General features: G+C 61.8%; 11 protein-coding genes. 7 read left to right on the top strand and 4 right to left on the bottom strand.

The window, feature by feature from the left end:
• Positions 1-50 precede the first annotated feature (50 nt).
• The 3 genes from HWX91_RS28750 to HWX91_RS28740 form a co-directional block, all read right to left on the bottom strand.
• On the bottom strand, positions 51-638 hold the full coding sequence (locus HWX91_RS28750; protein WP_028196551.1) for a BPSL1445 family SYLF domain-containing lipoprotein: 588 nt from the start codon (positions 636-638) through the stop codon (positions 51-53).
• 408 nt (positions 639-1,046) lie between these two features.
• Positions 1,047-1,496, bottom strand: coding sequence for a hypothetical protein (locus tag HWX91_RS28745; protein WP_028196550.1), 450 nt, complete (start codon positions 1,494-1,496; stop codon positions 1,047-1,049).
• A gap of 340 nt (positions 1,497-1,836) precedes the next feature.
• A complete protein-coding gene (locus HWX91_RS28740) occupies positions 1,837-2,133 on the bottom strand; it encodes a PsiF family protein (RefSeq protein WP_028196549.1) in 297 nt (98 codons plus the stop codon).
• A 448-nt stretch (positions 2,134-2,581) separates the two neighbouring features.
• On the opposite strand from HWX91_RS28740, the gene HWX91_RS28735 reads away from it, so the two are divergent.
• Positions 2,582-2,878 (top strand): YciI-like protein, encoded by a 297-nt coding sequence (locus tag HWX91_RS28735; protein ID WP_028196548.1) that lies wholly within the window; start codon positions 2,582-2,584, stop codon positions 2,876-2,878.
• 586 nt (positions 2,879-3,464) lie between these two features.
• Positions 3,465-4,622 carry a transposase gene (locus HWX91_RS28730; RefSeq protein ID WP_028196547.1) on the top strand — a complete coding sequence of 386 codons (1,158 nt, stop codon included), beginning with the start codon at positions 3,465-3,467 and terminating at the stop codon, positions 4,620-4,622.
• A gap of 86 nt (positions 4,623-4,708) precedes the next feature.
• Here HWX91_RS28730 and HWX91_RS28725 read toward each other — a convergent pair whose 3' ends face one another.
• Positions 4,709-6,262 carry a mannose-1-phosphate guanylyltransferase/mannose-6-phosphate isomerase gene (locus HWX91_RS28725; protein ID WP_028196546.1) on the bottom strand — a complete coding sequence of 518 codons (1,554 nt, stop codon included), beginning with the start codon at positions 6,260-6,262 and terminating at the stop codon, positions 4,709-4,711.
• A gap of 646 nt (positions 6,263-6,908) precedes the next feature.
• Here HWX91_RS28725 and HWX91_RS28720 point away from each other — a divergent pair.
• The 5 genes from HWX91_RS28720 (at position 6,909) to HWX91_RS28700 (ending at position 13,962) form a co-directional block, all read left to right on the top strand.
• Entirely contained in the window at positions 6,909-8,306 is a 1,398-nt protein-coding gene (locus tag HWX91_RS28720) for an undecaprenyl-phosphate glucose phosphotransferase (RefSeq protein WP_028196545.1), read from the top strand.
• Between the two features lie 98 nt (positions 8,307-8,404).
• Positions 8,405-9,859, top strand: coding sequence for a UDP-glucose dehydrogenase family protein (locus tag HWX91_RS28715; protein WP_028196544.1), 1,455 nt, complete (start codon positions 8,405-8,407; stop codon positions 9,857-9,859).
• Positions 9,860-9,901: 42 nt separating this feature from the next.
• Positions 9,902-10,357 (top strand): arsenate reductase/protein-tyrosine-phosphatase family protein, encoded by a 456-nt coding sequence (locus tag HWX91_RS28710; protein WP_028196543.1) that lies wholly within the window; start codon positions 9,902-9,904, stop codon positions 10,355-10,357.
• Positions 10,357-11,568, top strand: coding sequence for a polysaccharide biosynthesis/export family protein (locus HWX91_RS28705; RefSeq protein ID WP_375792419.1), 1,212 nt, complete (start codon positions 10,357-10,359; stop codon positions 11,566-11,568). The genes HWX91_RS28710 and HWX91_RS28705 overlap by 1 nt, the downstream gene beginning before the upstream one ends.
• Before the next feature lie 195 nt (positions 11,569-11,763).
• The gene (locus HWX91_RS28700; RefSeq protein ID WP_028196541.1) at positions 11,764-13,962 is read left to right on the top strand and encodes a polysaccharide biosynthesis tyrosine autokinase; all 2,199 of its coding nucleotides are present in this window, start codon (positions 11,764-11,766) and stop codon (positions 13,960-13,962) included.
• Positions 13,963-14,004 lie beyond the last annotated feature (42 nt).

Below are 14,004 nucleotides of genomic sequence, written 5' to 3'. Positions count from 1 at the left end.
TTGCCGCTGCATAACAATACGGGACCTGAGCCCCGGGATCCGGCGGGCGCCTAGATCTTCAGGCGCGAGACCTTCGTGCCCTGCAGCGAGACGTCAGCCATCAGGCCGGCGTTAGTCAGGATAAATACTTCGACCGGGGCGGTTGCCGTGGTCGTGTCGATTGCGCCGTTGGCGCCCATCTTCACCAGCGCGACGGAGGCGTCGCCGCCTGCTGACCAGCCGTCGGCTTTGCGGAATGAGTCGAGCGCGTCCTGGGTCATGAACAGGAAGATGATAGCCTTCGACTGCGCACCCGCTTGCAGGCCGAACGAACCGGAAATCGTGCTGTAGTAACCCACCGAGCTGCCTCCCACACGCAGCGCACCCTCGCCATACTGGCCACCAACGATGAAGCCCACTTGCAGCACCGACGGGAACACCAGCACGCCGCGCGCCTTGGAGACGAGTTCACGCGAACCCTTCACGGTGGTGAACAGGCGCGACATGGTGCCGTCGACGCTGGCGTCGATCGACTGGCGTTTGGATGCATCAGTGGAGGGCGTGTTCGGGGTGCTGCCGTTGGTTGTACAACCGGCGAGTGCAAGGCCTCCGAAAGCGAGCGCAGCGGTAGTCTTCAGCATGAAGTTTCGTCTTTGCATCGTTTTTCTCCATCATGGTTCCTGGGTACAACCTCATATGGTCTTGCCGGGTTGTTGTTGAGTTATATCACAGGCAAGCGGGGAAAGCGTAGTTCGTCGCCAGGCGAAAAGCCTTGTGGGGCGGGGGTTTGAGCCCTGCCGTAAGGCATCTTGATGTAACTTTGACCGACCTCAAAAGACAGTTGCGAGAGGCTCGGACAGCGCGTTCGAATGGGCTTCCGGGCATCGCGCCAAGCCGGGAGCGGCGCACCGGCCGCTAGACGTAGGCCGCACCAAGCGTCTGTTTTACCGATTTTGCGCGCTCACAGTTGGCGTCAAAATCCATGTTGAAATCAAACTGAAAGTGTTGTCGCGACGCCACCTGCGTGTCCGTCGTGCCTCGTGGACGTGCCTCATGCCCTTGCATCCTCACCCGTGGTTTGCCGGACTTTTGACGGGCGGGGGGCGGCGCAGCGCGCGGCGAACCATCCCGATCAGCAGGCCAATCAGGAACAGCGTGACAGCCGGCACGATCCAGTAGCCGACGAACGCATGCCAGAGGTAAGCCATGAGGGTAGAGCGACGTACGCTGTATTCATTGCGGGCGTCTTGCTGGCGCGGCGCGTTGGCGGCCAGTACGTCGGCCGGACAGCCGGCGGCTTGCGCCTCGTCGGGCTTGCCATGGCAGCGCGCGGGCGCGCCGGCCGCGCGTTGTGCGTCGGTGAAGTTCCAGGTGGTCAGCGCGCGATCGAGGTCGACGGCGTTGTACGCCATTTCCTCCCGGATCTCGCTGACCGCGACGATCGCCACGGGCACGGCCCAGAAAATGATGACGACCAGCCACCGCCTCAACCAGCGGTTTTTATGTTTCGTTACCATCCTTGCCTCCGATCGATGCTCTTCAGCACCAACGACAAGATGGCGGCCCGTCTAATGTTGTGTATGAGGGTGGGCCGTCTCCGCAGCCATCATAGAAGAAAAACGACGCGTTCGCGCGAACGGACAGCGACAGAGTAGGTGGCGCGAGGGCGCGTGCCGGGGAGAGACGTTACGAAGGAGCGTAGGGTAAGGACAGAAGCAGGTGCTAAGGCATGCACTAAGGCAGATACAACGGCGGGCACGAAGGAAACGCAGCAGCCGCGCCGGAAAACGGCGCGACCCTGTTCGAGCAGCATGCGCTTACACGCGCGGCATAAGGGCCGCGCCGCTTGCCTCGCGTTTAATTAGCCGGGGCTGACGACAGGCAGGTCTTCATGAAGGCCTTGCGGTCATCACCCTTTTTGCCGGTGGCTTGCGCGTTGCATGCCTTCATCTTGTCCTGCTGGCTCATCGGCGCCGCGGCGGCCGGCTTGGCGGACAGGCAGGTCTTCATGAAGGCTTTGCGGTCGTCGCCTTTCTTGTCGCCGGCCTGCTTGTTACAGTCGGCCATTTTCGTTTGCTGGCTGTTCTGTGCGAACACCGGCGAGACGAGGACAGCACCCAGCACCAGCGTAGCGATAGCGGATTGGACTTTCATGGGACACTCCATCGGTGGTGAAAACGTTTTTGGTCGTTCATGCGCGGGCGTCTATGGCGTCCAGGACCCCTCGGCACGTCCATTATGGCAAATGCTGTCTGCCAGAACGGATAAAAGAGCACTCCGGTTGACAGGCGCTCACGCAGGTTTTCCCCTATACGTCAGCGACGACGGTGCTCCAGGGTCTGAAACGGCGAGTCCGTAATGGCGTCAAAAATATGTTATGCAATCCAGATCAATTTGCGAGAGTCAGGCAAATGAATTAGCTTGCCGCCATTCGATAAAGTCTGATCCTGCATTAAAGATTCGATGCGTATTGCTGCAAGTGAAAATGAATAGAAAATCGGCAGAAAATGCCGTTGACGAGCAGCGGGGTAATCTTGACTTGAACTCCTGCGCGAAGGCGCCGCCCCGGCATCTGCGCCGCGCAGGTCAAAGGAGGCACGCGATGCACTATCTATTGGTCTATGACCTCGTACCGGACTACCTAGAGCGGCGTGGCGCATATCGCGACGCCCATCTGAAACTTGCCTGGGCGGCGGTGGAGCGCGGCGAATTGCATCTGGCCGGCGCGCTGACCGACCCGGTCGACACCGCCGCGCTGCTTTTCAACGGCGACTCTCCCGCGGCCGCCGAAGCCTTTGCCAGAGCCGATCCGTACGTACTCGCGGGACTGGTGACGCACTGGCGAGTGCGCCAATGGATGACGGTGGTGGGTGAGGGCGCCGCGAATCCCGTGCGCTAGAGGCAAGCCCGGGAGTGGTGCCTACTGTACGGTGTCGAAAGGAATGCGAATAGCATGCGCAGAGGCGGCGGTTCGCTTCCTCGACGATGGCGCTTCGATGTCGGTCAGGTACTATCCATCTGGTGCGCCCACATCCCCCCAGGCTGCGCAAAAACAGCTTCAAAGCGCATCGAAATGCATGATGGATCAAGCGCGAATTCGTAAAGTCAATTCGCCGCTTTTTTCATGCCGTTGTGCTATGCAATAGTGGATTTCGAAGCCCGTGCTGATGGCTGCTCTGTTACAGCAATGCGTGAAGCGATGCGGCCAAAAGAAGAAGATTGTTTCCATCCGTAACACTTGTCTCAACGATATTCACGCAAACCCTGGGGATGGTATGCTTCGTGCACAAATTCTCCCATGCACGAGTGAGACCACGTTTTGTGCTTCGCAATAGGGACAAACCGCACTAAGCCAGTGCGATATTGACCCGCCAACAGAACGTACAAAACATATTTGTGCAACCGAGGGCTGCACACGGATCGTGAACGCTGAATCCGTGGCCGCCCAAAGCCGCGGCCGGGCCAGGCTGCGTGGAGAAAACCCAATGTTTTTCGATGAGCTAAGCAATGACGAATGGGCGCTGCTGGCAGCGCTTGTCTCTGATGAGCCGGCCGTCCGTCTGAACCGGCGCGGCCGGCCCCGCGCCGAACCGCGCATCGTGGCGAATGCCGTCCTGTGGATTCTGACAACTGGCGAACCCTGGTCGAAGCTGCCGGGGCGCTATCCGTCGGGTCCCACCTGCCGGCGCCGTTTCGAAGAGTGGCAGTTGAACGGCACCCTGCTCGAGATGGTTCGGCTGTTATCGCAAACCGGGCGTACCTTCGCCTACATCCCGCAACCGGCGCCGCCGGCCGCGGCCAAGCCGGCCGCGCCGGTCGCCGAGACCGTCAGCGCGCGCGACGAAGGTCTGCGTGGCGTGTCGTGGAAAAGTCCTGAGTCATGGCAGGCGCCCGGCGTATCGAGCAGTCTGAGCCAATGGCGCTCGGCCGATCCGATCGCCGATATCACACGCCAGTTGTCGGGGCTGACGAACGTGCCGCCGGTGTCTCGTGCACCTTCGCCGCCGCCGGTGTCCTCGCCACTGGTGGCACGGCCCGCCATGCGCGCCGATCAGCAGGGTTTCGACGAAGCGCGGGCGGTTGACGCGGCCATGCACGGTCTGGACTCGGTCATTACGTCGGCACGCCGCGCGCAGCAGCTTGAAGATCAGCGCAGCTCGCTGTCAATGAGCCTCGCGCCGCGTGGCACGCAAGTCGCCGGTCAGCAGGGTTATGTGATTTACGTCGCCGCGGAGCAGGTGCCCAACGCCATGTATCGCGCGTGGGCGGAGATCATGAAGGACGGCAGACGCGTCGAGCGTTCCGGCCTCGTCGGTCCGCGCTTTGCAGAGGCTGAGGCGGCGGAGCAGTACGCGCTTGAATGGGCGCGGCAGTGGATCGAGCGTGAATGCCGCACGCAGGCTGTAGCAGACGCTGCGCCGGCTGCCAACCCGGCGGCGGGAGCGGCGCGTCCGTTACCGGCCATGCGTCATGTGCCGGAACCCGTCTCGGCGAATCACGGCGGCCCTTTGCACGGTCCGCTCAACGCGTTCCGCGGACCGCTGCGCCGTTATCCCAGCGAACCGGCTGCACCCGCAACGGAAAGCAGTAGCGCATCAGATCGTTTTCCGTCGTTTCCGGAACTCATCTCCCACGCGGGGTGAGGACGCCGGCACAGACCGGTGAGAGTAGCAGCACCCCGCGGCAGTCAGGAGCAACCGCCGCAGGTTCCCGCTTCATCCGTTGTGAATCATTGACGTCCGTACGTATCGTCGAAGCGCACGATATCGTCTTCGCCGAGATACGAACCCGATTGCACCTCGATCATTTCGAGCGGCATCTTGCCTGGATTCTCGAGACGATGGGTGACGCCCAGCGGAATATAGGCGGATTCGTTTTCGGAGACGATGAAACGCTCTTCACCTCGCGTGACGAGCGCGGTGCCGCGCACGACGATCCAGTGTTCTGCCCGGTGATGATGCATTTGCAGCGAGAGCCGCGCGCCCGGCTTCACGACAATGCGTTTCACCTGGAAGCGCTCGCCGGTGTCGACGGAATCGTAGTTGCCCCACGGGCGATGCACCTTGCGATGGTTGGCCGCTTCCAGGCCGCCATCGGTGCGAATCCGTCCGACAATCTTCTTGACATCCTGCACGCGCGATTTGTCCGCGACCAGAATCGCGTCGGCCGTTTCGACCACCACGAGATCATGGGTGCCGACACAGGCAATCAGGCGTCCTTCCGAATGTGCGAAGGTCGAATCCGCGCCTTCGAACATCACGTGACCGCGGCCCACGTTCTGATCGGCGTCTTTCTCCGAGATGTCCCAGATTGCATCCCACGAGCCCACGTCCGACCAGCCTGCTCGCAGCGGCACAACCACGCCGGACGCAGCGCTCTGATCGTTGCCCAGTTGTTCCATCACCGCGTAGTCGATCGAATTGGACGGCGAGGCGCTGAACGCGTCGCGTTGCAGACGGAAGAAATCGCCGTCCGCCTTGCCGCCCGCGAACGCCGTTGCACAGGCCTCGTAAATCGCCGGCTGGAAGTGGCGGATCGCCTTCAGCCAGGTCGATGCGCGCATGATGAAAATGCCGCTGTTCCACCAGTATTCCTGCGACTCGATATAGCGCTGCGCCAATTCCAGATGCGGTTTCTCGACGAAACGGTCCAGCGTGTGCGCGCCGATCTTGCCGCTTGCATCGGCATGCGTTGCGCAGGCGTCGTTAGGCATGCCAAGCGCTGCGCCGATACGAATGTAGCCGTAGCCGGTTTCCGCGCGTGTCGGCACGATGCCCATCGTCACGATATGGCCGGCCGCCGCATGCTGTACGCCCGCGGCTACCGCCGCATGAAAGCCGTCGATGTCGGTCACCGCGTGGTCGGCGGGCATCACGACCATGATGCCGTCCTGGTCCTGCGCGGCGATTGAAAGGGCGGCCACCGTCAGTGCCGGCGCGGTATCGCGTCCAACGGGCTCAAGAATCAGCCGGCTCGGCTTGCCGCTCGTGCGCAATTGCTCGGCCGTGGTGAAACGATGCTCCTCATTGGCCACCACGACGAGTTGCTCGGAGAGGAGATGACCGGCTTCGAGCCCGTCGAGACGGCGCGTCGTGGATTGCAATAGCGAATCTTCGCCTAGCAAGCCAATCAACTGTTTCGGGTACTGCTCGCGCGACATGGGCCACAACCGTGTGCCGGAACCGCCGGCCAGAATCACGGGATGTACCTTGAGCTTGACGTTAAGGGGCATAGCTTGTGTGGACCGGGTGTCGGCGGGCGTGGCCGTAACCGGAGCTGTCATGATTGACTCCTCGAGGCTGGGTGAGTGCGTCGAGTTTTATCACGAAGTAAAGAATCAATAAAAGCGCGTTAAATAGAAACTATATAAAACGTCGAATAAAATTGGTCCCTTCGTGAAGGAAAAATGTCTGGATAATTTTTTAAAAATAAAAATTAAGCGAAAAAAATGGCGGTGGATTTTTTTGTCCACCGAAATATGGAAAATTACAGATCACGAAGGTTGCGTAAGTTTCGTAGGAAAACAAGAAGATCGGCGCGCTTCCGCATCCAGAAAGGCGAAAAATGCGAATCTCAAACGCGAATTCGGTAACAATTGCCGTACAAAAATCGGAAAAAACAACGGAAATTTGACCGATACAATTTGAGATATTTTGCTGTCTTGCAGTCCGAATTTTAATATCGCTTTATCTATACCTGTACAAGGGTATTCACTCATTCAGGCATCCGCTTTCCGAATTGGCCGGCAGGCAATTTTTAGTCAGGAAAGCAGCAGGGCAATTCGCACCGCTTCAATCAGTTTCGCGTCGCGCATTTATCAGTCCGGCGCGGATACCGGCGTTGCGTTGCCTCGCCGGGGACCGGATGAGTGTGACGCGAATTCAACTAACCAACGGACGGCACTTGACTGACGAACTGAGGGGCAGCGCATGCTGAGCGTTCTATCGAGAATCATCGACATCGCCATGGTCGCGTTCGGCGCCGCCATCGCGACGGCCGTGCACAGCGGGAAACTGGTGTGGCTGGACGACGTCCAAAGCGTGTCGCTCGCGTTCGATTGTCTGCTGGTGGTGGTGTTCTTTCCGGCGCTTGGAATCTATCAGTCGTGGCGCGGCAAGCCGCTTTACGACCTGCTGTGCCGCGTCGCGGGCGGCTGGCTGATCGTGGAAGTCACCGGCGTGCTGATCAGTTTCAGCCTGCACCGTTCGGACAGCCTGTCGCGGCTGTGGCTCGTCTACTGGGCGCTCGCCACGATCGTGCTGCTGATCGTCACCAAGGTGATCGTCTATTCGATCCTGCGCGGCTTGCGCCGCGAAGGCTTCAATCAGCGGGCGGTGGCGATCGTCGGCGGCGCGCCGTATGGACGTTTTCTGATTGCGCAGATGCGCAGCCGCCCGGAAGCGGGCTTCAGTCCCGTCGTGGTGTTCGACGAGGACGGCACGATCAATCCTTATGAAGACCCCGATGCCAGCGACTCGATCGAAGGCGTGCCGGTCGAGCGCGATTACGCGCGGATGCTGCAACTGGTGCGTCAACGCGCGATTCGCGAGTTGTGGCTCGCGCTGCCGATCTCGAAGGAGAAGGCGATCCACCGCTTCGTGATGGACCTGAAGAACGACTTCGTGAACATCCGCTTCATTCCGGACGTGCGCAGCCTGACGCTCTTCAATCAGCCGATGGTCGATCTGCTCGGCGTGCCCGCGATCAATCTGGCCGCCTCGCCGATTACCGATCTGCGGGTGCTGCCCAAACGCATTTTCGATCGTCTGTTCGCGCTGGCGGCATTGACCGCACTGGCGCCGGTGATGCTGGTGATCGCGGTGATGGTGAAGCTGAGCTCGCCAGGCCCGGTGTTCTTCCGCCAGAAGCGCAAGGGCATCGACGGCCACCAGTTCGAGATCTACAAGTTTCGCTCGATGAGGGTGCATCACGAAGAGGCCGGCAAGATCACTCAGGCCACGCGGCGCGATCCGCGCATCACGGCGGTCGGCGCGTTCCTGCGGCGCACCAGCCTCGACGAACTGCCGCAATTCATCAACGTGCTGCGCGGCGAGATGTCGGTGGTCGGCCCGCGCCCGCACGCGCTCGAACACGACGACATCTACAAGGATCTGGTGAAGGGCTATATGCACCGTTACCGGATCAAGCCGGGCATCACCGGATGGGCGCAGATCAACGGCTATCGCGGCGAAACCGATCGCATCGAAAAGATGATGGGCCGCGTCAAGCTCGATCTGTACTACATGCAGCACTGGACCTTCTGGCTCGACATCAAGATCGTCGTGCTGACGTTGTGGAAGGGCTTTGTGGGCAGCAACGCTTACTGACCGCCGGATTAACCGTTCGACCGCTTATCGGGCCCCATCCGCGCGATGCATCGCGCAACGGCCCTCCTGAATCAACTCCCTTTTCCGAGGTGCAACACATGAACCTGACGATCATCGGTAGTGGCTACGTAGGCCTCGTGACGGGCGCCTGTCTGGCTGACATCGGCCACGACGTGTTCTGTCTCGACGTCGATCAGCGCAAGATCGACGTGCTCAATAACGGCGGCGTGCCGATCCATGAACCGGGTCTGCAGGAAATCATCGCGCGCAATCGCAAAGCCGGCCGCCTGAGGTTTTCGACCGACATCGAAGCCGCGGTCGCGCACGGCGACATCCAGTTCATCGCGGTGGGCACGCCCTCCGACGAAGACGGCTCCGCCGATCTGCAATATGTGCTTGCCGCCGCGCGCAACATCGGCCGCCATATGACGGGTTTCAAGGTGATCGTCGACAAATCGACGGTGCCGGTCGGCACGGCTTCGCGCGTGCGCGAGGTGATCGCCGGGGAACTGGCCGCGCGTAACGCCGGCCACATGTTCTCCGTGGTGTCGAATCCGGAGTTCCTGAAAGAAGGTGCGGCGGTGGAAGACTTCACGCGGCCCGATCGCATCGTGCTCGGCTGCGACGAAGACGTGCCGGGCGAAAAAGCGCGCGAACTGATGAAGCGCCTGTACGCGCCGTTCAACCGCAATCGCGAGCGCACGCTGTACATGGACGTGCGTTCGGCGGAGTTCACCAAGTACGCGGCCAACGCGATGCTCGCCACGCGCATCTCGTACATGAACGAGCTCGCGAATCTGGCCGACCGTGTCGGTGCCGATATCGAAGCGGTGCGCCGCGGTATCGGTTCCGATCCGCGGATTGGCTACGACTTCCTGTATGCCGGTTGCGGCTACGGCGGTTCGTGCTTCCCGAAAGACGTGCAGGCGCTGATCCGCACGGCCGCCGATCACAAGGCCAACCTGCGCATTCTCGAGGCGGTGGAAGCCGTCAACGACACGCAGAAAAAGATCCTCGCGCACAAGATTGTCGAGCGCCTGGGCGAGGACCTGTCGGATCGCACCTTCGGCGTGTGGGGTCTCGCATTCAAGCCGAACACCGACGACATGCGCGAAGCCCCGAGCCGTCCGCTGATCGCCGAACTGCTGCGCCGCGGCGCACGCGTGAAGGCCTACGACCCGGTCGCGATCGACGAATCGAAGCGCGTGTTCGCACTCGATCTGAAAGACGTGCCGCAACAGCACGCGCGCCTGTCGTTCGTGAACGAGGAGATGGAAGCGGCCGAGGGTGCCGATGCCCTCGTGATCCTCACCGAGTGGAAAGTCTTCAAGAGTCCGGATTTTCATTCGCTCCGCGAGAGTCTCAACACGCCGCTGATTTTCGACGGACGCAATCTGTATGAGCCGGACACGTTGCTCGAACTCGGCATCGAGTATCACGCGATTGGCCGCCAGCACGCGCTGCGCAATGCGCCTGCGCGAGCCGGCACGAACGGTTTGGTGGCTTCGAGCGCGACGGTTCACGCGGCCGACCCGGTCGAAGCCGGTCAATAAGCTGAGATCGCGAGGCCGCTGCGCCTCGTCAAGGAGCCCGCTATGTTCGCCAACGTTCTGATCGTCTGCCACGCCAACGTGTGCCGTTCGCCCACGGCCGAAATGCTGTTCAAGTCGCGGCAACGCGCGGCGTCGCGGTCGTCCTCAGCGCCGATCGCGTTTCATTCGGCGGGCCTGCGTGCCGTGAACGGCCACGGCATGGACCCGGTGATGCAGCGCCTGCTCGCGGAGCGGGGTGTCGCCGCCAGTACGCACTACTCGCGGCGCCTCGAGCGCAAGCTCGTGCGCGACGCCGATCTCGTGCTCGTCACCGAGCGCGCGCAGGTGAGCGCGGTCGAAGCGCTCGATCCGGCCTCGCGCGGCAAGGTCTATCCACTCGGCAAATGGGAAGACGACTCCGACGTCGCCGATCCGCACGGCCATGTGGAAGCCGACTATAGGGAGAGTCTCGTGCTCATCGAACATCTGGTCATGGGATGGCTGAAAAAAATATGCTGATGACAAAACTCACCGAACACACATTCGCGAATTTCAAGCCGAGGTTCGCCGCCTCGCTTTTGCTGACGTCCTTTCTGTCGGCCTGCGTTACCGCACCTGGCAACTACCTCGACACGTCCCGTCTGAAAGATGACGGCCAGCACCAGAATCAACCCCAGGAGACCTATCCGGTCCATCTGATCGACGGCCCGCTCGTCGCCGCACAGGCGCAGGCGCAAGCCGCCGCCGCGCAGCAGGCGCTGCCGGTCTCGCGTTTCACCGATCCGTCGCAGTATGTGTACCGGCTTGCACCACAGGACATTCTCGGCATCACCGTATGGGATCACCCTGAATTGACTACCCCGCAGGGCAGCACGCTGTCCGCGGGCGGCAACACCACGCAAAGCGTCGGCGGCGCCTTGCAGCAGCCGTACACGGCCGCGCTGCCGGGCCAGGCCGATCCGTACGGCCAGACCATTGCCGCCGACGGCACGATCTTTTTCCCGTTCGTCGGCCGGATCAAGGCCGCGGGCAAAACCGTGGGCGAGTTGCGCGATCAGTTGAGCGCCGGCCTCGTGCGCTACATCCGCAATCCGCAGGTCGACGTGCGCGTGCTGTCGTATCGCGGCCAGAAAGTGCAGGTCACCGGCGACGTGAAGACGCCGGGTCCGCTCGCCATCAGCGACGTGCCGATCACGCTGGTCGACGCGATCACGCGCTCGGGCGGCACGAACAGCGACGCCGACATTCAGCGTGTGCGTCTCACGCGCGACAACAAGCTGTACGTGCTCGACGCGAATCGCATGCTGGATCAGGGCGATACCTCGCAGAACGTGATGCTGCAGAACGGCGACGTGATCAACGTGCCGGATCGCAGCGACAGCCGCATCTTCGTGATGGGCGAGGTGAAGACGCCGATCCAGGTGCCGATGCTCAAGGGCCGCCTGACGATCGCCGACGCGCTGACCCAGGCGGGCGGCATTCTCGATACGGACGCCAACCCGCGCCAGATCTTCGTGATGCGCGGCATGCGCGAGCATCCGACCACGCCGGACGTGTACCGCCTCGATATGACGCAGCCTGACGCGATCATGCTGTCGGCCCAGTTCCAGTTGCAACCGATGGACGTCGTGTATGTGGGCACCGCCGCTTCGACCACGTTCAACCGTGTGTTGCAGCAAGTTCTGCCGACCATCCAGACGCTGTTCTACCTGAAGCAGTTGACGAAGTAAGCCTCTGAACCGTCGACAGGCCCGCGCCGCTCGTCCAGGGCGCGGGACCGGAGCAAACGCCGAAGCAAGCGCTAAGGCAAACGCCGAAGCAAACGCTAAAGCACGCGCCGAAGCACATGCCAGAAGCACCCGCTGAAGCCCACGCCGAAGCAACCGAAACGGGATCGAATTGTGAGCAATCAAATCTCTCCACATATGGCCGGTCCGATCAAGACCGAAGAAGAGGACGTGGTCCTCGGGCAACTGGTGCAAGTCATCCTGGACGACATCTGGTGGCTGATCGCGATCGCGGCGGCGATCGTCGCCCTGGCCGCCGCGTACTGTTTCCTCGCCAAGCCGATTTACTCGGCTGACGCACACGTGCGGGTCGAGCAGGCCGACAACACCTCGCAGGCGCTCACGCAAACGCAGACGGGCGCGGCGATCACCACCGGCTCGACCTCGTTGCCGACCGACGCCGAGATCGAAATCATCAAGAGCCGTGGCGTGGTCGGCCCGGTGGTTCAGCAGTTGAAGCTGAACTTCAGCGTCGCGCCGAAGACGATTCCGCTGCTCGGCAGCATCGCCGCGCGGCTGGCAACGCCGGGGCAGCCGGCGCGGCCGTGGCTGGGCCTGTCTTCCTATGCGTGGGGCGGCGAGGAGGCCGAGGTCGATTCGATCGACGTGGTGCCCGCGCTGGAAGGCGCGAAGCTGACAATGAAAGTGCAGGACGACCAGCACTACGAACTGTACGCACAGAACGGTTCGCTGCTGCTGCGCGGCCAGGTCGGCCGTCAGGAGCAGGGTGGCGGCGTCACGATCCTGGTCAGCAAACTGGTGGCCCGTCCTGGTGAAGAATTCGTCGTGACGCGCTTTAACGACCTCGATGCGATCACCGCGTTCCAGTCGGCGATCTCCGTGCAGGAACAGGGCAAGCAGACCGGCGTGATCCAGATCTCGCTGGAAGACAAGAGCCCCGAACATGCGGCGCTGGTGGCCAACGCGCTTGCGCATTCGTACGTCCGTCAGCATGTGTCGAACAAGCAGGTCGACGCGAGCAAGATGCTCGACTTCCTGAAGAGCGAAGAGCCGCGCCTGAAGGCGGATCTCGAACGCGCCGAAGCCGCGCTGACCGCGTATCAGCGTCAGTCCGGCTCGATCAACGCAAGCGATGAAGCAAAGGTCTACCTCGAAGGCAGCGTGCAGTACGAGCAGCAGATCGCCGGTTTGCGCCTGCAGATGGCGCAACTGAGCCAGCGCTATGGGGACGACCATCCGCTGCTCGTGGCCGCGCGCCAGCAGATGGCCGAGCTAGAAGCGCAGCGTACCAAATACGCTGACCGTTTCCGCGATCTGCCTTCGACCGAAGTGAAGGCCGTGCAGTTGCAACGGGATGCGAAGGTGGCGGAAGACATCTACGTGCTGCTGCTCAACCGCGTGCAGGAGCTGTCGGTGCAGAAAGCCGGTACCGGCGGCAACGTGCATATCGTCGACGAAGCGATGCGCCCGGGTGCGCCGGTCAAACCGAAGAAGATGCTGATCCTGTCCGCGGCGGTGATTCTCGGACTGATCTGCGGCACCGGTTTCGTGTTCCTGCGCCGCAATATGTTCAAGGGGATCGACGACCCTGACCATATCGAACGCACTTTCCATCTTCCGGTATACGGCCTCGTGCCCTTGAGCGCCGAACAGGCATTGCTCGAAACGGCCTTCCAGCGTGGCGGCGAACGTCTGCGCTCGGTGCTGGCGAATGCGCGGCCGAAGGACGTCACGATCGAAAGCCTGCGCAGTTTGCGCACCGCCATGCAGTTCACGGTGATGGATGCCAAAAACCGCATCGTCATGCTGACCGGTCCCATGGCCGGTGTCGGCAAGAGCTTCCTGACGGTCAACCTGGCGGTGCTGCTGGCGAGCTCGGGCAAGCGCGTGCTGATGATCGACGGCGATATGCGCCGCGGTGTGCTCGAGCGTTACGTGGGCGGGGCGCAGGACAACGGTTTGTCGGAACTGCTGAGCGGGCAGATCTCGCTCGAGGAAGCGATCCGCGCCTCGAACGTCGAAGGCTTGAGCTTCATCTCGTGTGGCCGCCGTCCGCCGAATCCGTCGGAATTGCTGATGTCGCCGCGCCTTCCGCAATACCTGGACGGCCTCGCCAAGCGCTACGACGTGATCCTGATCGATACGCCGCCGGTGCTGGCCGTGACCGATGCATCGATCATCGGCGCGTATGCCGGCTCGACTTTCTTTGTGATGCGCTCGGGCGTGCATAACGAAAGCGAGATTTCGGAGTCGCTCAAGCGGCTGCGCGCGGCCGGTGTGCACGTGCAGGGCGGCATCTTCAACGGCATGCCGGCCCGCTCGCGCGGCGGTTATGGGCGTGGCTATGCAGCAGTGCAGGAATACCTGAGCGCTTAACGCCGCTATGCCGATTCCCGCGCCAACACGATAGAAGAGGAC

Source organism: Paraburkholderia fungorum, assembly GCF_902833645.1.
In the GTDB taxonomy this organism is placed as follows: Bacteria; Pseudomonadota; Gammaproteobacteria; order Burkholderiales; family Burkholderiaceae; genus Paraburkholderia; species Paraburkholderia fungorum.
Note: the sequence above shows the minus strand (reverse complement) of the source record. Positions and strands in the feature narration are given on the sequence as shown.